Origin of the sequence: Roseitranquillus sediminis (genome assembly GCF_016918935.1) — a bacterium.
In the GTDB taxonomy this organism is placed as follows: domain Bacteria; phylum Pseudomonadota; class Alphaproteobacteria; order Rhodobacterales; family Rhodobacteraceae; genus Roseitranquillus; species Roseitranquillus sediminis.
Genome location: NZ_JAFFOB010000025.1, coordinates 260,516 through 276,844, shown reverse-complemented (window position 1 = coordinate 276,844; position 16,329 = coordinate 260,516). Strand labels below are relative to the sequence as shown.

The following is a 16,329-nucleotide window of genomic DNA, read 5'->3' as shown; positions in this document are numbered from 1 at the left end:
TGTCCACAATCGCCGGGGCCGGGCAGCTTGCCATCCAGCCGCCTGCGGTGCAGCAACAGGCCGGTTCGACGGAGAGGGCCGATGGCGAAGCGGGCGTGGCAGCGGATGCTCTCGGGGCGCAGGCTCGACCTGCTCGACCCCACGCCCGTCGACATCGAGGTCGAGGACATCGCCCACGGCCTCGCCTTCGTGGCACGCTGGAACGGCCAGACCCTGGGCGACTGGCCGTACACAGTGGCGGAGCACTCGCTCCTCGTCGAGTCGATCTACGGGCAAGTGGCGCCCTCGGCCGAGCCGCGTTGGCGGCTGGCCGCTCTGCTCCACGACGCGCCGGAATATGTGATCGGCGACATGATCTCTCCGGTGAAGGCCGCCGTCGGGCCGGCCTACGGCGAACTCGACGCACGCCTCTCGGCCGCGATCCACATCCGCTTCGGCCTCCCGGCCACGCTGCCCGCGGCGGTCAAGCGGCAGATCAAGCGGGCCGATCGTATCTCGGCATGGCTCGAGGCCGTGCGCATCGCCGGCTTCACCGAGGCCGAGGCCACGCGCTTCTTCCGCCGGCCGCCGGAGGAGTGCCTGCCCCTGACGCTCCACCTGCGGCCGCCGGCCGAGACCCGCGCCGCCTACACCGAGCGCCTCGCAGAACTGCTCGCCCGGCTCTGACCGGCGTTGCCGCCGGAGCGGCTGGCGCTAAGGTGCCCGGCGTGCGGGAACGGCGGGGGCCCTGGTGACGGAAGTGGCGTTGGGAGGGGTCGATCCCGTCACCGCGGTGGCGCTTGTCGGTGCTCTGGGCGTCGGGTCGCAGTGGATCGCCTGGCGGCTCAGGATGCCGGCCATCGTGCTGATGCTGCTCGCCGGCGTCCTCGTCGGCCCGGTCATCGGCGCCTTCGTGCCCGCGCGGGATCTCGGCGCCCTCGTCATGCCGCTTGTCTCCATCGCGGTCGCCGTGATCCTCTTCGAGGGTGGCCTGACGCTCAACCTGCGCGACCTGCGCGACGCGGCCGAGGGCGTGCGGCGGCTCACGCTGATCGGCGCGCCGCTCGGCTGGCTCCTGTCGGCGCTGGCGCTCCGCTACGCCGGCGGCCTCAGCTGGGAGTCCTCAGCCGTCTTCGGCGGCATCCTTATCGTCACTGGTCCCACCGTCATCGCGCCGCTGCTGCGGCAGGCGCGCCTCGCCCGCCGGCCGGCGCTGCTGCTGCAATGGGAGGCGATCGTCAACGACCCGATCGGCGCACTTGCCGCCGTCCTCGCCTTCGAGGTCGTCGTCGTGCTGCGAACCGCCACCGAGTTCGGCAGCGCGGCGCTCGATCTCCTGGTCGGCATCGTCGTCGCGGCCGGAGTGGGCGCGCTGGCGGGCCGCGGTATCGCGCGGGCATTCCATCGCGGCTACGTACCCGAATACATGAAGGTCTCGGCGCTCTTCGTGATCCTGCTCGCGGTCTTTGCCCTCTGCGACCACGTCCTGCACGAGAGCGGGCTGCTCGCGGTCACGGTGATGGGCATCGTCATCGCCAATGCCGACCTGCCGTCCTACGCCGAGCTGCGCCGCTTCAAGGAACACGCGACGGTACTGCTCGTCTCCGGCGTGTTCATCCTGCTCGCCGCGCAGCTCGACTTCGAGACGCTGGCGCGGCTCGACTGGCGCTCGGCGCTGGTGGTGATCGCGCTGGTCCTGCTGGCGCGGCCGCTGACGGTGCTGATCTCGCTCATCACCACCCGGCTGCCATGGCGCGAACGGGTGCTTGTCGCCTTCACCGGGCCGCGCGGCGTCGTCTTGGTCGCGGTCGCGGGCCTCTTCGGCGAGCGGCTGGTGGCGCTGGGGATCGAAGATGCCGCGTTGGTCGCGCCGCTCGCCTTCGTGCTGGTGGCGGCGACCGTGGTCGTGCACGGCTTCACCCTCGGCCCGTTCGCGCGCCTGCTCGGCCTGACGGGCAGCGAGACGCCGGGCGTGATGCTCGTAGGCGCCTCTCCCTGGACCACGGGCTTCGCCGAGGCGCTGAAGCAGGCCGAGGTGCCGGTGCTGCTGACCGACCCGAACCGCTCGCGCCTCCGCGAGGCACGCGAGACGGGGCTTCCCACCTTCTACGGCGACATCCTGTCGGAGGCGGCGGAGCACGGGCTCGAGCTGGTGGCCTATGAATCGATCGTCGCCGCGACCGACAACGACGCCTACAACACCCTCGTCGCCACGAACCTCGGGCCCGAGTACGGTCGCGAGAACGTCTACCAGGTCTCCCGCGTCAGACCTCCGGGTGCCCGTCACACGCTGCCGGCGACGCTCGGCGGACGGCCGTTCGGACGCGACGAGACGATCCACCAGCTCAACCGCCGCATCGCCGAGGGGTGGAGCTTTCGCACGACGCGACTGACGGAGAAGTTCACGCTCGCGGAATGGCGCGAGAAGCGCCCCGAGGCGATCCTGCTCGCCCAGGTCACGCCCGGCGGACGCTTCTCGATGCTGATGCCGGAGGACGAGCCGGACGAGCGACCGGACACGCGCCTCTTCTCGATGGCGCCGCCCGACACTGCGGAAGTCGCAGCGGAAAGTGCGACCGAGGCCCCCGAGCCCTGAGCCGTCAGCGCGGCGAGCGCTTGGCGAGGATGCGCTGCAGGGTGCGCCGGTGCATGTTGAGCCGCCGCGCCGTCTCCGAGACATTCCGGTCGCAGAGCTCGTAGACCCGCTGGATATGCTCCCACCGCACCCGATCCGCAGACATCGGGTTCTCTGGCGGAGGCGGCAGCTCGTCCGCGGGCGCGAGAAGCGCGGCGACCACCTCGTCGGCGTCGGCGGGCTTGGAAAGGTAATCCGTCGCACCGATCTTCACCGCCGCGACCGCGGTTGCGATCGCGCCGTATCCCGTCAGCACCACGATCCGGCTGTCGGGTCGGCGTTCGCGCAGCGCCTCGACGACATCGAGCCCGTTGCCGTCCTCGAGCCTGAGGTCAACGACGGCGAAGGCAGGCGGTCGCGACGCGGCGACTTGCCGGCCCGCGGCGACGCAGTCTGCCGTCTCGACGGTGAAACCCCGGCGCTCCATCGCCTTGGCGAGGCGGCGCAGGAACGGCTCATCATCGTCGACGATGAGCAGGCTCATGTCGTCGGCGGTGTCTGCCATGTCCCCCTCCACCATACGAGCCTCTTCGGTTGCGGGTTCCGAGCAGGTAGGCGAGGGCTCCTTCACGTCAATTCACGCGGAGTCGAGGTAGCAGGCGGTCCGCGCCGCCATCTCCTCGGCCGTGTCCTCGCGGCTGAAGAAGTCGACGAAGCCTTTGCCCGGCATCATCAGGTACGTGAAGGTGGTGTGGTCGACGAGGTAGTACTCGTCCTCCTGCTCCGGGATGGCGTGGTAGACGCGGTAAGCCCGCGCCGCCTCGGCGATCTGCTCGGCGCTCCCGGTGAGGCCGACCATCTCCGGGTGCATGTAGTCGGTGAACTCCGCAAGCACCTCGGGCGTGTCGCGCTCAGGGTCCACGGTTATGAAGACCGGCTTCACGTCGTGTCCCGCCTCCGCCAGCAGGTCGACCGCCTCCGCGTTCCTGGCGGCGTCGAACGGGCAGATGTCGGGGCAGAAGGTGTAGCCGAAATAGACCAGCGCTGGCCGGTCGATCACCTCGGCGTCCGTGACCGTGGCGCCGGTCTCGGAGACGAGGTCGAACGGCCCGCCAACGTCGCCGCCGGTCACGCCGCCGCCGCAATCGGGCGTGTCGCGCATCATCGTCCAGACCACCGGCCCTGCGACCAGCGCGACGATGGCCATCACGGCCGCCCCGGCATAGAACTTCCTCGTCCTCATGCGGCCAGAGGTAGGCGCATCCCGTGACCGATCCAAGCTATTCCTCCCTATTCACGCAGCACCGCCGCGCGAACTGGATCCGGCTCAGGACGCTGGTGGTCCTGCGCTGGATCGCCATCGGCGGCCAGCTCACCGCGATCGTGGTGGCGCGGCGCCTCTTCGAGCTCGAGCTGGCGCTGGGCCTGTGCTTCCTGGCGGTCGGCATCTCGGTGGTGATGAACCTCGTGGCGCTGGCGATCTATCCCGAGAACAAGCGCCTGACAGAGGGCGAGGTCACGGGAATGCTGCTCTTCGACATCCTGCAGCTCTCCTTCCTGCTGTTCCTGACCGGCGGTCTCAACAATCCCTTCGCGCTCCTCATCCTCGTGCCTGTCACAATCTCGGCCACCGCGCTCAGGTGGCAAACGACGGCGCTCCTCGGCGGGACCGCGGTGACGCTGGTGACGGCCGTGACCTTCTGGCACGTCCCGCTGCACACGCCCGAAGGCGCCATCATGCGGATGCCCGAGATGTTCGTCATCGGGTTCTGGCTTGCCATCGTCATCGGCGCGGGCTTTCTCGGCGCCTTCGCCCAGCGCATCACGAGCGAGATCGCCACGATGTCCGACGCGCTCGTGGCGACGCAGATGGCGCTGGCACGCGAGCAGAAGCTGACGGACCTCGGCGGAGTCGTGGCGGCCGCGGCGCATGAACTCGGAACGCCGCTCGCCACGATCAAGCTGGTCAGCGCCGAGCTGATGGAGGACCTCGAGGGCGACCAGCGTGAGGATGCGCGCCTGATCCGCGAGCAGGCCGACCGCTGCCGCGACATCCTCCAGTCGATGGGCCGGATCGGCAAGGATGACCTGCACCTGCGCTTTGCGCCGCTCGAGGCCGTGCTGCGCGAGGCGGCCGAGCCCCATGCCGGGCGCGGCAAGGAGGTGCGCCACGCCATCGTGGGCGAAGGCTCGGCGCTGACCATTCAGCGGCGGCCGGAAATCATTCACGGACTGCGAAACCTGGTGCAGAACGCAGTGGACTTCGCCCGCAGCACGGTCTGGATCGAGGGCGGCTGGACCGAGGACCGCATCTTCGTCCGCATTGCGGATGACGGTCCCGGCTTTCCGACCTCCGTCCTCGGCCGGATCGGCGACCCCTTCGTGCGCCGCCGGCGGGTCGAGGACGACCGCCGCGCCCGCCCCGAGTATGAGGGGATGGGTCTCGGCCTCTTCATCGCCAAGACCTTGCTCGAACGCTCCGGCGCGGAACTGAGCTTCGCCAACGGCAGCGGCGCCCTGGCCCCGCAGACCGGCGCCATCGTCGTCGTCAGCTGGCGTCGCAACGTCATCGACGCGCAGGTTTCCGGCCCGCGCGCCGCCCTCGGGCACAATGTCCCGATCGAGGTTTGACCGGATCTTAACCTCGAATTAACGAAGATGAACGATTCCCTCCATGACCGTGGAGGGATCGACGATGGCCGTCTGGAACACGCTGCTCAACGCGGTCGACATCTGGCTCGTGCTCGGCCTGGGGACGACGGCGCTGGCAGCGGCCTTTTGCTCCGTGTGGGTTCTTGCCGCAATCGCGCCCGAGGCGCGCCGGCAGCGGCGGGCGCTGCTGGATGGCGCCGCGACGGATCTGGTCTTCCTCTTCGACGGTGAGGCGCTGGTCGACGCAACGGCCGGCGCGCGACAGCTCGTCGCCGCGGCGCCCGACGCCGCCGGCACCGACTGGGCCCGCCTGATGATGCTCCTGCTGCCGCGCTTTCCCGATCTCGAGAGCAGGATCGGCGCACTCGGCGACGACAGGGAGCAGGAATACAGGTCGCGCGATCAGACCAGCCGCCTCCTCGCCGAATGGCGCGGCGCCCTGACGCGCCTGACGCTGCTCGACGTGGAAACGGCGGATGCCGGCCGGGAGATCGACCGCTACAGCCTGACCGCGATGGAGCGGGAGCTCGAGACGCTGCGCCAGGTGAACGAGGTGACGCCGGCGCTGATCTGGCGGCAGACGGCGCGGGGCCAGATCACCTGGGCGAATCGCGCCTATCTCGACATGGTGGCGCGGATAAGGGGCGATGCTGACACCGCTCTCTGGCCGCCACCGCCGCTCTTCGAGGCGGCCGAGCTGATGGCACCGGTCGGAGAGGCCGGCGTCCGCAGGCTCGCGCTCGACTCCGGCGGCAAGGGGCGCAAGCGCTGGTTCGACTGCACCAGCACGCCGGCGGGCGACGAGGCGATCTTCGTCGCCGTCAGCGTCGACGCGACCGTCCACGCCGAGGGCCAGCTGCGCGAGTTCATGCAGACCCTGACGCAGACATTCGCGCAGCTGACGATCGGGCTCGCGATCTTCGACCGGTCGCGGCACCTCGCGCTCTTCAACCCCGCGCTCACCGACCTCACGCAGCTGCCGTTCGAGTTCCTGGCGAGCCGGCCCACGCTCTTCGGCTTTCTCGACCGCCTGCGCGAGAAGAAGATGATCCCGGAACCACGCGACTATTCCGGCTGGCGCAAGAAGCTTCTGGAGCTCGAGGCCGCGGCCGAGCACGGCACCTACGCCGAGACCTGGTCGCTGCCCTCGGGCCAGACCTACCGGGTCATGGGGCGCCCGCACCCGGACGGCGCGGTGGCGTTCCTCTTCGAGAACATCTCCGCCGAAATCTCGCTCACACGGCAGTTCCGCTCGGAGCTCGAGATGGGGCAGGCGGTGCTCGACAGCCTGGACGAGGCGATCGCCGTCTTCTCCGCCGACGGCGTGCTAACAATGACCAACAAGGCCTACATCGCGCTCTGGGGTGTCGACCCGGGTACGTCGCTCAAGGACATCGGCATCACCGAGGCGATGCGCACCTGGCTCGACCGCTCGGTGCCCTCGCCAGTCTGGGGCGACATCCGCGACTTCGCCGACAGGGTGAGGGACCGCACGACCTGGCAGGCGCAGGTCAGGCTGCAGGATGGCGGCGCGCTCGCCTGCCGCGTCGTACCGCTCGCGGCAGGCGCGACCCTGATCGGCTTCCGCCGGACGCAAGAGCGCTTCGCGCCGGCCGGGCGCACGGCCCTCGCAGGAGCCTGACCCTCCGGCAGACCTGCCTGCAGCCGCTTGCGGCCGGGCGGCGCCGCGGCCAAGATCGGCGGCCATGGACGCGACGCTTCACCTTTCCGACGCCGACGCCAGCGCCGCGCTCGCTAGACGGCTGGCGCCTGAGCTCCGGCCGGGCGACGTGCTGCTGCTCGGCGGCGAAATCGGCGCGGGAAAGACGCATTTCGCCCGCGCGCTGATCCGCGCCCGCCTCGGCCGCGACGAGGACGTGCCGTCGCCAACCTACACGCTGGTGCAGACCTACGACGACGGGCGGGCCGAGATCTGGCATGCAGACCTCTACCGCCTGAGCGGTCCCGACGAAGCGTTCGAGCTCGGCCTCGACGAAGCCTTCGCCACGGCGATCTGCCTCGTCGAGTGGCCGGACCGTCTCGGGACACACGTCCCGGCGGACGCGCTCCGCCTCGACTTCGCCATGCTCGACCGGCCGGGCCGCCGGCTGAGGGTGCACGCCGAGGATGGCCGCTGGGCAAAGCGCGTTCCGCTGGCGACAGCCGCGCATGACTGACCGGACCGAGCGGATGACCGCCTTCCTCGACCGCGCCGGGTGGGGCGCGGCGGTGCGGACGGCGCTGGCTGGAGACGCGTCAAACCGCCATTACCTGCGCCTCTCGGGACCGCATCAGGCGGTGCTGATGGATGCACCGCCCGAGCGGGGCGAGAGCGTGGCACCCTTCATCCGTGTCGCGCGCCACCTCACCAGCATCGGCCTCTCGGCGCCGGAGATCATCGCTGCGGACCCGGAGAACGGCTTCCTGCTGCTCGAGGATCTGGGCGACGATCTCTTCGCCCGCGTCATCGCGCGGGATCGGGGGGCGGAGAAGCAGCTCTACTCGGCCGCAGTAGACGTTCTGGCTCATCTCCACGCCCACCCGCCGCCCGAAGATCCGCGCTATGGGCCGGAGGAGATGGCAGCGGCCGCACGGCTCGCCTGGACCTGGTACCGCAACGGCGCAATCGGCGATGCAGAAGGCGAGGACGCGTTTCACCAAGAGATCCGGGCGCTCCTGCGCCTGCACGTACCGGATACGTCGGTCCTCGTCCTGCGGGACTTCCACGCCGAGAACCTGATCTGGCTGCCGCAGCGGGTGGGCGTGGCGCGGGTCGGCCTGCTCGACTTTCAGGACGCCGCCGCGGGGCACCCGATCTACGACCTCGTGTCGCTCGTGGCCGACGTGCGGCGCGACGTGTCGCTGTCCGTCCATAGGGCGATGCTGGCGCGCTATTCCGAGTCATGCGGAATGGAGCGCGCGCATGTCGACCTCGCCGCGGCCCTGCTCGGCGTTCAGCGCAACCTGCGCATCCTCGGGACCTTCGCCCGGCTCTGCCTGCGCGACGGTAAGCCGCGGTATCTGGACCTGCTGCCACGGGTCTGGAACCTTTTGCAGGCGGACCTCGACCACCCCGCGCTGACGTCGCTCGCGCGCCGCGTGCGGCGGGACCTGCCGCCGCCCGACTCGCCCGTCCTGGACCGCCTGAGGAGTGCATGTCTGACCGCCCCGACGCGCTGATGATCTTCGCCGCGGGGTTCGGGACGCGCATGGGCGCGCTCACCGCCGACCGGCCGAAACCCTTGATTGAGGTGGCCGGCCGGCCGCTGATCGACCACGTCCTGCGGCTCGCCGGCGACGCGGGGATCGGCCGGATCGCCGCCAACGCTCACTACCGGGCGGAAATGCTTGCGCGGCATCTCGCGCCGCTCGACGTCGCCGTCTCCCACGAGGCGCCGGAGATCCTCGACACCGGCGGCGGCCTCAGGCAGGCGCTGCCGATGCTCGGCGCCGGCACCGTCTTCACCGCGAACTCTGACGCCATCTGGACCGGCGCGAACCCCTTCGAATCGCTGGCGGCGGACTGGGACGGTGAGCAGATGGGCGCGCTCCTGCTCTGCACCGAGGTGCCGGGGCGGGGCGACTTCCGGCTGGAGGACAGGCGGCTGCAGCGCGGCGGGCCGCTCACCTACACCGGGGCGCAGATCATCCGCGCTGACGCCCTCGACGGGATCGAGGACCGCGTCTTCTCGCTTAACCGCGTCTGGGACCGGCTTGCGGACGAAGGGCGGCTCTACGGCCTGATCCACCGCGGCGGCTGGTGCGACGTCGGGCACCCGGCGGGCATCGCCGCCGCCGAGGCCGTGCTGGCCCGCCACGATGTTTGAGCCTTCGGACCTGCCCCGCGTAATCGGCGTGCCGCCCGGCGCGGATTTCGCGGCCGTCGTCGCGCGCGGGCTGGACCGGACGTTCGGCACAACGCCCGAGGCGCTGGCGCGGACGACCCTCTACGCGAATTCGGGCCGGATGCGCCGCCGCCTTCAGGAGGCGCTCGAGGCCGCCGGCCCGCGCCTGATGCCGCGCCTCCGCCTGATCGACGGGATCGGGCTCGAGGCGGGGGTGGCATCGCCGCCGCTCCGCCGGCGGCTGGAACTCGCGCGGCTGATTGCGGCGTTGCTCGACCGGCAGCCGGAGCTGGCGCCGCGCTCGGCAGCGTTCGACCTCGCCGACAGCCTTGCGCAGTTGATGGACGAGATCACGACGGAGGGCGTTCTGCCCGAGGCACTGGAGACGCTGGAGCTCGGCGATCACGCCGCGCACTGGTCGCGGAGCGCCCGCTTCCTGCGCATCGCCCTCGACTATGTCGCGGACGCCGCCGAGCCCGACGCGGCACGGCTGCGGCGGCATGGGATCGAGCGGCTGATCGCGGCGTGGCAGGCCGCGCCCCCGGCCGCGCCCGTGCTCGCCGTCGGCTCGACCGGCTCGCGTGGCGCTTCGGCAGAGCTTCTCGCCGCCATCGCCCGACTGCCGCAGGGTGCGATTGTGCTGCCGGGCTTCGACTTCGACATGCCCAAGGGTGTCTGGGAGCGCCTCAAGGAGACCGCGACCGCCGAAGACCACCCGCAGTTCCGCATCGCGGCACTTCTCGAGCGGCTGCACCTTGCGCCGAGCCAGGTGCAGCGGTGGGGCGATGCGCCGGTGCCCTCCCGCAACCGCCTGATCTCGCTTGCCTTGCGTCCAGCGCCGGTGACGGACCAGTGGCGCAGCGAGGGGTCGGCGCTCCACGACATCGCCGAGGCCACGCAAGCGGTGACGCTGATCGAGGCGCCGTCGCCGCGCCTGCTCGCGCTCTCCCTCGCGCTGCGGCTAAGGCGTGCAGTCGAGGACGGGGCGACTGCGGCCCTGATCACGCCCGATCGAACGCTGTCCCGGCGGGTCGCCGCCGCGCTCGACCGCTGGGGAATCGAGCCCGACGACAGTGCCGGGCGCCCGCTGGCGCAGTCGGCGCCGGGTCGCCTGCTGCGCCACGTCGCGGCGTTCATGGGCCGGAGGCTGACGGTCGAGGCGCTGCTCGTCCTCCTCAAGCACCCGCTCGTGGCCAGCGGCGGGGACCGAGGCGCGCACCTTCTCGCCACCCGCGAGCTCGAGCTGCACCTGCGACGCCACGGGCCAGCTTTCCCGACGGCTGCGGATCTCGCCGGCTGGCGCGACGACGACTGGACCCGGTGGATCGCCAAGACGGTTTTTGCGCCGCATGCGGGTGGAACTGCGCTGCTCAGCCGCCACGTGGAGCGCCACCTTGCGATGGCCGAGGCATTGGCCGCGGGGCCGAACGACGCCGGATCCGGCGGTCTTTGGGACGAGGAGCCGGGCAGGAAGGCGGCAGAGGCAATGGCCGAGTTGGCCAGCGAGGCCACGCATGGCGGCGAAATGGACGCCGCAGACTACGAGCAGCTCATCGCTATGCACCTGACCGGCGAGGTGCGCGAGGCCACCGGTCCGCATCCCGACGTCATGTTCTGGGGTACGCTCGAGGCCCGATCGGGCGGCGCCGGCCTGACGATCCTCGCCGGGCTCGACGAGGGCGTCTGGCCCGCGATTCCGGCACCCGACCCGTGGCTCAACCGCGCGATGCGGGCCGCTACAGGCCTGACCTCACCCGAGCGGCAGATCGGCCTTGCGGCGCACGACTTCCAGCAGGCCGCCGCTGCGCCCGAGGTCGTGCTGGCCCGCACCCTGCGCGACACCGAAGCCGAGACGGTGCCGTCGCGCTGGCTGAACCGGCTGACGAACCTGCTCGACGGGCTTCCGGGGCAGGGCGGGCCGGAGGCGCTGGCGGCGATGCGCGCCCGCGGCGACGCCTGGGTCGCCGCGGCCGAGGCGCACGGGCGGATGCCGAAGGTGCCCCGCGTCGCGCGTCCGTCTCCGCGACCGCCGGTCGCGGCGCGTCCGCGCCGGCTGTCGGTCACGCAGATCTCGCGGCTGATCCGCGACCCCTACGAAATCTACGCGCGCCACGTCCTGCGGCTCCGCCCGCTCGACCCGCTCCGGCACGAGGCCGACGCCCCGCTGAGGGGTTCGGTCCTGCACCTCGTCTTCGACCGCTTCGTGCGGGAGGGGCCGGACGCGGACGTGGCGGCGGCGGTGGCGCGGCTGGGCCGCATCGCCGACGAGGTGCTGGCGGCCGAGGTGCCCTGGCCGCTCGCCCGGCGCCTCTGGCGCGCCCGCCTCGACCGTGTCGCGCCTTGGTTCGCCGCGACTGAGCGGGACCGGCGCGCCCGCGGGACGCCGCTCATCACCGAGGAGCGGGGCGAGTGGTCCATGACCGCTCCTGACTTCACGCTGACCGGCGTCGCCGATCGGATCGACCGCCTGTCGGACGGCACGCTGGCCATCTACGACTACAAGACCGGAGCGCCACCGACGCCGAAGCAGGTGCGCAAGTACGACAAGCAGCTCCTGCTGGAGGCGGTCATGGCCGAGGCCGGAGCCTTTCCCGGTGTACCGGCCGCGAGGGTGGCAGAGGTCGGCTACATCGCCGTCGGCGGCAGCGGGAGCTACAAGCCGATCCCGCTCGAACCCGGCGAGAGCGCCGGTATCGCGGCCGAGTTCCGGCGACTGATCGGATCGTGGGACGAACCCGGCCGCGGCTATACCTCGCGCCGCGCGGTCGAGCGCCGCGACTACGCTGGCGACTACGACCACCTCGCCCGCTTCGGCGAGTGGGAGGACAGCGACGCGCCGGAGACGCCACGATGAGCTTCGACGAGGCGACCCTGCGCCAGCACCAGGCCGCCGAGCCGCGCATCTCGACCTGGCTCTCCGCCAACGCGGGGTCCGGCAAGACGCGGGTGCTGACCGACCGGGTGGCGCGGCTCCTGCTGGAGCGGGTGCCGCCGGCGCATGTGCTCTGCCTGACCTACACGCGCGCGGCGGCGAGCGAGATGCAGAACCGCCTCTTCCGGACGCTCGGAGATTGGGCGATGCGGGACGACGCGGACCTGACCGAGCGGCTGCGCAGCCTGGGCGTCACCGAGGCGCTGCCGCCCGAGGCGCTGGCGCGGGCGCGCACGCTCTTCGCGCGCGCGATCGAGACGCCGGGCGGGCTCAGGATCCAGACGATCCACGCCTTTTGCGCCGCGATCCTGCGGCGTTTCCCGCTGGAGGCGGGCGTCACGCCGCATTTCGCCGAAATGGACGATAACGCGGCCGCCGCGCTGCGGACCGCCATCGTGGACGAGATGGCGGACGGTTCGCAGGCGGGGGTAGTGGACGCGCTGGCGCGGCACTTCACCGGCGCCGACTTCGACGCGCTGACGGCGGAGATCGCGCGGCACCGCGACGGCTTCGGCACACCGCTCGACTTGGCGGGCGCGCGGGGCCTGCTCGGCCTGCCGCCCGGCCTCAGCATGGAGCGCCTCGTCGCCGACGTCTTCGACGGTGCCGCGCCGCTTCTCCGCGAGGTCACGGAGGCCTGCAGCCGTGGCTCCACGCTTGACGTCGACGCGTGTCAGAAGCTGCGCCGCCTCGACCTCGACGCGCCGGCGCTGGCGGACCTCCTGATCCTGGAGGACGTCCTCCTGACGAAATCAGGCGCAACTCCGTTCTCGCCAAGCAGCCGGTTCCCGACCAAGCCGACGCGGGCGATCATAGACGCCGCCGCACTCGACGACCTGATGGAGCGGGTGGCGGACGCGCGGCGCACCCGCTGCGCCATCGAGGCGGCCGAGCGGACGGCGGCATTGCATGGCTTCGCGGCCGCCTTCCTGCCGCTCTACGAGGGGCGCAAGGCGCGGACGGGGCGGCTCGACTACGACGACCTGATCCTCAAGGCACGGCGCCTGCTCGACGACCCGTCGGTCGCGGACTGGGTGCTCTTCCGCCTCGACGGCGGCATCGATCACATCCTGATCGACGAGGCGCAGGACACGAGCCCGCTCCAGTGGGAGGTGATCGAGCGACTGGCGCGGGAGTTCGCTTCCGGCCGCGGCGCGCGCGAGGTCGAGCGAACGCTCTTCGTCGTGGGGGACAAGAAGCAGTCGATCTATTCGTTTCAAGGTGCCGATCCGGCGGGCTTCGACAGGATGTACGGACATTTCCGCAGCCGCCTTGCGGCGGGCATCCAGCGGCTGGAACTGCTGCACTCGTTCCGTTCGTCGCGCGCGATCCTGCAAACGGTCGATGCCTGCTTCGAGGACGGCACTGGCCTCGAGCCCGATGTGCGCCACAACGCCTTCCACGAACATCTGCCGGGCCGCGTAGACCTCTGGCCGGTGGTGCCGCCGCCGGACGAGGAGGAGGAGGGTGCGTGGTACGATCCGGTCGACAAGCCGACACCGAATGCCGCCCACACCACCCTTGCGCGGCAGATCGCGGCCGAGTTGCGGCGCATGATCGACGCAGGCGTCGCGATCCCGGACGAGCAGGGCGTCCTGCGCCCGATCCGTCCAGGCGATGTGCTGATCCTGATGCAGCGGCGCAACGAGCTCTTTCACGGTCTGATCCGCGCGCTCAAGGAGCAGCGGCTGGAGGTGGCGGGCGCCGACCGGATGCGCCTCACCTCGGAACTGGCGGTGCGGGACATCCTGTCGCTCTGCAAGTTCCTGGCGCTGCCGGAGGACGACCTGTCGCTGGCCGAGGCGCTGCGCTCGCCGCTCTTCGGCTGGAGCGAAGGCCGTTTCTACGACCTGGCGCACGGCCGATCCGGGCATATCTGGCAGGCGCTTCGCGGCAGCGGCGAGGCGGAGACGCTCGCCGTGCTGCGCGACCTGCTCGACGCGGCCGACTTCCTGCGTCCCTACGAGCTGATCGAGCGCATCCTGATCCGGCACGACGGCCGCGGACGTCTGCTCGCGCGGCTCGGCGAGGAGGCGGAGGACGGCATCGACGAGCTCTTGAATCAGGCGATCGCCTACGAGCGGACGGACACGCCGAGCCTCACCGGCTTCCTGTCGTGGATCGAGGCCGAGGACATCGAGGTGCGGCGCGACGCCGGCAGCGCCGGCAACCGCATCCGCGTGATGACGGTGCACGGCGCCAAGGGGCTCGAGTCGCCGCTGGTGATCCTGCCAGACACGCTGCGGGGCAAGGCACAGCACCGCAACGAGATCCTGCCGGGCGAGGATGGCCTGCCGCTGTGGAAGATGCGCAGCGGTGAGGAGCCGCCACTGCTCGCCGCCGCCCGTGCGGCGAGCGAGGCCGCCGAGGCGGCGGAGCGCCGGCGCCTCCTCTACGTCGCCGCGACGCGGGCCCGCACCTGGCTCATCGTCTGCGGCGCTGGGCAGCACAAGCCGGGCGGAGACACCTGGTACGACCTGGTCGCGGCCGGCCTCGCCCGCTGCGGCGCGGTTGCGTGCGACCATCCGACGGGGCAGGGGCTGCGCGACGAGCACGGCGACTGGAGCGCCGCGCCGCAGGCACGCGAACCGGAAGCCGCGCGACCGCCGCCGCCGCAAGTGCCCGACGTCGCGGCGCCGCCCCCGCCGGCGCGACCACAGCCGCTCGTCGCCTCGAACCTCGGCGGCGCGAAGGCGCTGCCGGGCGAGGGGCTGGACGAGGCGGCGGCCCTGCTGCGCGGCACGCGGCTTCATCTCCTGCTCGAGCATCTGCCGAACGCTCCGCGCGCGGCGTGGCCAGAGACCGCCGCCACGCTCCTCGACGGACCGGACCCGGATCTGCTGGCCGAGGCGGCGGCGGTACTGGAGTCGCCGGCGCTGGCGTTCGTCTTCGCGCCAGACGCTCTGGCCGAGGTGCCGTTCGCGGCGGCACCGCCCAACTTCGGCGCGCGAACGTTGCGCGGTGTGATCGACCGGCTGATCGTTGGCCCCGACGCCGTGCTCTGCATCGACTTCAAGACAAATCGAACGGTGCCGAACCGGGCCGAGAACACACCGAACGGGCTTCTGCGGCAGATGGGCGCCTATGCCGCGGCGCTGACGCAGATCTACCCGGACCGCCGGATCGATACCGCGATCCTCTGGACGCGCACTGCCACCCTGATGCCCCTGCCGCCGGAGCTGACGACGGCGGCGCTGCTTGACGCCCTCAGTGCCGCTCCATAGGTGTTGCGCCTCAGCACAGTCAGGAGACCATCATGGCTACCGTCGCCGTCACGGACACCACCTTCGATCAGGAAGTGAAGCAGGCCGACATCCCGGTCATCGTCGACTTCTGGGCCGAGTGGTGCGGGCCCTGCCGCCAGATCGGCCCGGCGCTCGAGGAACTGAGCGAGCAGTATGACGGCCAAGTCAAGATCGTGAAGGTCAACGTGGACGAGAGCCCGAATGCTCCGGCGCAACTCGGCGTCCGCGGCATCCCGGCGCTCTTCATGTTCAAGGACGGCGAGGTCGTCTCGAACAAGGTTGGCGCCGCGCCCAAAGCCGCACTCGAGAACTGGATCAAGGAAGCGCTCTGACCCTCTGGCGATGAGCGTTTCTCGAGGGCCGTCGCGCACGCGGCGGCCCTTTTGTGTCGCCGGTCGCAGCGGGTGAGGCGGCCCGGCACTGGCGGCCTCACTTCCTCCGCGACATCCTCTCCTTCACGAACTCGCGCTTCAGTTCCGCCATCCGGACCAAAGCGTCATTGAATCCGTCGCGCAGGTTCAGCAACCGCAGACCCGCCTCGCGCAGCAACGTCTCCGCGTCCTTCCGCTGGTCGGACAGCTTGAGGCGATATCCTTCGCGCGCGACGTTCCGCATGGTCACGGCCGCTTCTGCCAGACCCCGAAACATGTCGTTGTCCGCTTCCGACAGTTCATTGAGGATCTGACGCGCCTCGTCCTCGCCGCGCTTGCTGCCCGAGAAGAAACGGTTGAGCGCGCCGTTCAGATAGCGCCAGTCGAGCTCCCTGATACGGTCGCAATGGCCGCGCTTGTCCTCGACCAGCTTGGGCAGGAACGAGCCGGAAAGTTCGTGAAGCCTGTCCTCGTTGTCGAGGAGCGTGCCGGGGCTCTGCACCGCCGCCAGAAACTCCCGCGTCGCGGCATCGACCGCTTTCAGCGACTTCTCGACCTCCTCAAGGATCTCCTCGATGGCGCTTTCCGCTTCGGCGGGCATCGAGACGACGCCGGCAAAGAGCAGCTTCAGGCGAGATGCCCGCCCGACAAGCTCATCCACGATACGTAGCGCGACATCGGCGGCATCGACGATGTTCTTCAGCGACGCGGTGGGATCGGGCATGGCGTG

At 70.9% G+C, this 16,329-nt stretch carries 13 protein-coding genes; 10 read left to right on the top strand and 3 right to left on the bottom strand.

Annotation, left to right across the window (positions count from 1 at the left end; genetic code table 11):
• Positions 1 to 81: 81 nt before the first annotated feature.
• Together JM664_RS17515 and JM664_RS17510 are read left to right on the top strand one after the other, a co-directional pair.
• A complete protein-coding gene (locus JM664_RS17515; RefSeq protein WP_227421213.1) occupies positions 82 to 666 on the top strand; it encodes an HD domain-containing protein in 585 nt (194 codons plus the stop codon).
• A 64-nt stretch (positions 667 to 730) separates the two neighbouring features.
• Entirely contained in the window at positions 731 to 2,575 is a 1,845-nt protein-coding gene (locus tag JM664_RS17510) for a cation:proton antiporter (protein WP_406675829.1), read from the top strand.
• A gap of 4 nt (positions 2,576 to 2,579) precedes the next feature.
• Here the strand turns inward: JM664_RS17510 and JM664_RS17505 are convergent, their stop codons facing one another.
• Both JM664_RS17505 and JM664_RS17500 read right to left on the bottom strand, forming a co-directional pair.
• On the bottom strand, positions 2,580 to 3,119 hold the full coding sequence (locus JM664_RS17505) for an ActR/PrrA/RegA family redox response regulator transcription factor (protein ID WP_319637555.1): 540 nt from the start codon (positions 3,117 to 3,119) through the stop codon (positions 2,580 to 2,582).
• Between the two features lie 72 nt (positions 3,120 to 3,191).
• Positions 3,192 to 3,797, bottom strand: a complete 606-nt coding sequence (locus JM664_RS17500) for an SCO family protein (protein ID WP_227421211.1) — start codon at positions 3,795 to 3,797, stop codon at positions 3,192 to 3,194.
• A 23-nt stretch (positions 3,798 to 3,820) separates the two neighbouring features.
• On the opposite strand from JM664_RS17500, the gene regB reads away from it, so the two are divergent.
• From regB to trxA, 8 genes are all read left to right on the top strand, one after another.
• Entirely contained in the window at positions 3,821 to 5,185 is a 1,365-nt protein-coding gene (gene regB / locus JM664_RS17495) for a sensor histidine kinase RegB (RefSeq protein WP_227421210.1), read from the top strand.
• A 43-nt stretch (positions 5,186 to 5,228) separates the two neighbouring features.
• On the top strand, positions 5,229 to 6,848 hold the full coding sequence (locus tag JM664_RS17490; RefSeq protein ID WP_227421209.1) for a PAS-domain containing protein: 1,620 nt from the start codon (positions 5,229 to 5,231) through the stop codon (positions 6,846 to 6,848).
• 64 nt (positions 6,849 to 6,912) lie between these two features.
• Entirely contained in the window at positions 6,913 to 7,383 is a 471-nt protein-coding gene (gene tsaE, locus JM664_RS17485) for a tRNA (adenosine(37)-N6)-threonylcarbamoyltransferase complex ATPase subunit type 1 TsaE (protein ID WP_227421208.1), read from the top strand.
• A complete protein-coding gene (locus tag JM664_RS17480) occupies positions 7,376 to 8,386 on the top strand; it encodes an aminoglycoside phosphotransferase family protein (RefSeq protein ID WP_227421207.1) in 1,011 nt (336 codons plus the stop codon). Before tsaE ends, JM664_RS17480 begins: the two co-directional genes overlap by 8 nt.
• Positions 8,362 to 9,033: a nucleotidyltransferase family protein gene (locus tag JM664_RS17475; protein WP_227421206.1), complete on the top strand. Its 672-nt coding sequence runs from the start codon at positions 8,362 to 8,364 to the stop codon at positions 9,031 to 9,033. Before JM664_RS17480 ends, JM664_RS17475 begins: the two co-directional genes overlap by 25 nt.
• Positions 9,026 to 11,905: a PD-(D/E)XK nuclease family protein gene (locus JM664_RS17470; RefSeq protein WP_227421205.1), complete on the top strand. Its 2,880-nt coding sequence runs from the start codon at positions 9,026 to 9,028 to the stop codon at positions 11,903 to 11,905. Before JM664_RS17475 ends, JM664_RS17470 begins: the two co-directional genes overlap by 8 nt.
• A complete protein-coding gene (gene addA, locus JM664_RS17465) occupies positions 11,902 to 15,207 on the top strand; it encodes a double-strand break repair helicase AddA (RefSeq protein ID WP_227421204.1) in 3,306 nt (1,101 codons plus the stop codon). Before JM664_RS17470 ends, addA begins: the two co-directional genes overlap by 4 nt.
• A gap of 32 nt (positions 15,208 to 15,239) precedes the next feature.
• Entirely contained in the window at positions 15,240 to 15,560 is a 321-nt protein-coding gene (gene trxA / locus JM664_RS17460) for a thioredoxin (RefSeq protein WP_227421203.1), read from the top strand.
• Positions 15,561 to 15,657: 97 nt separating this feature from the next.
• Here trxA and JM664_RS17455 read toward each other — a convergent pair whose 3' ends face one another.
• Positions 15,658 to 16,323: a hypothetical protein gene (locus tag JM664_RS17455; protein WP_227421202.1), complete on the bottom strand. Its 666-nt coding sequence runs from the start codon at positions 16,321 to 16,323 to the stop codon at positions 15,658 to 15,660.
• Between the last annotated feature and the right edge of the window lie 6 nt (positions 16,324 to 16,329).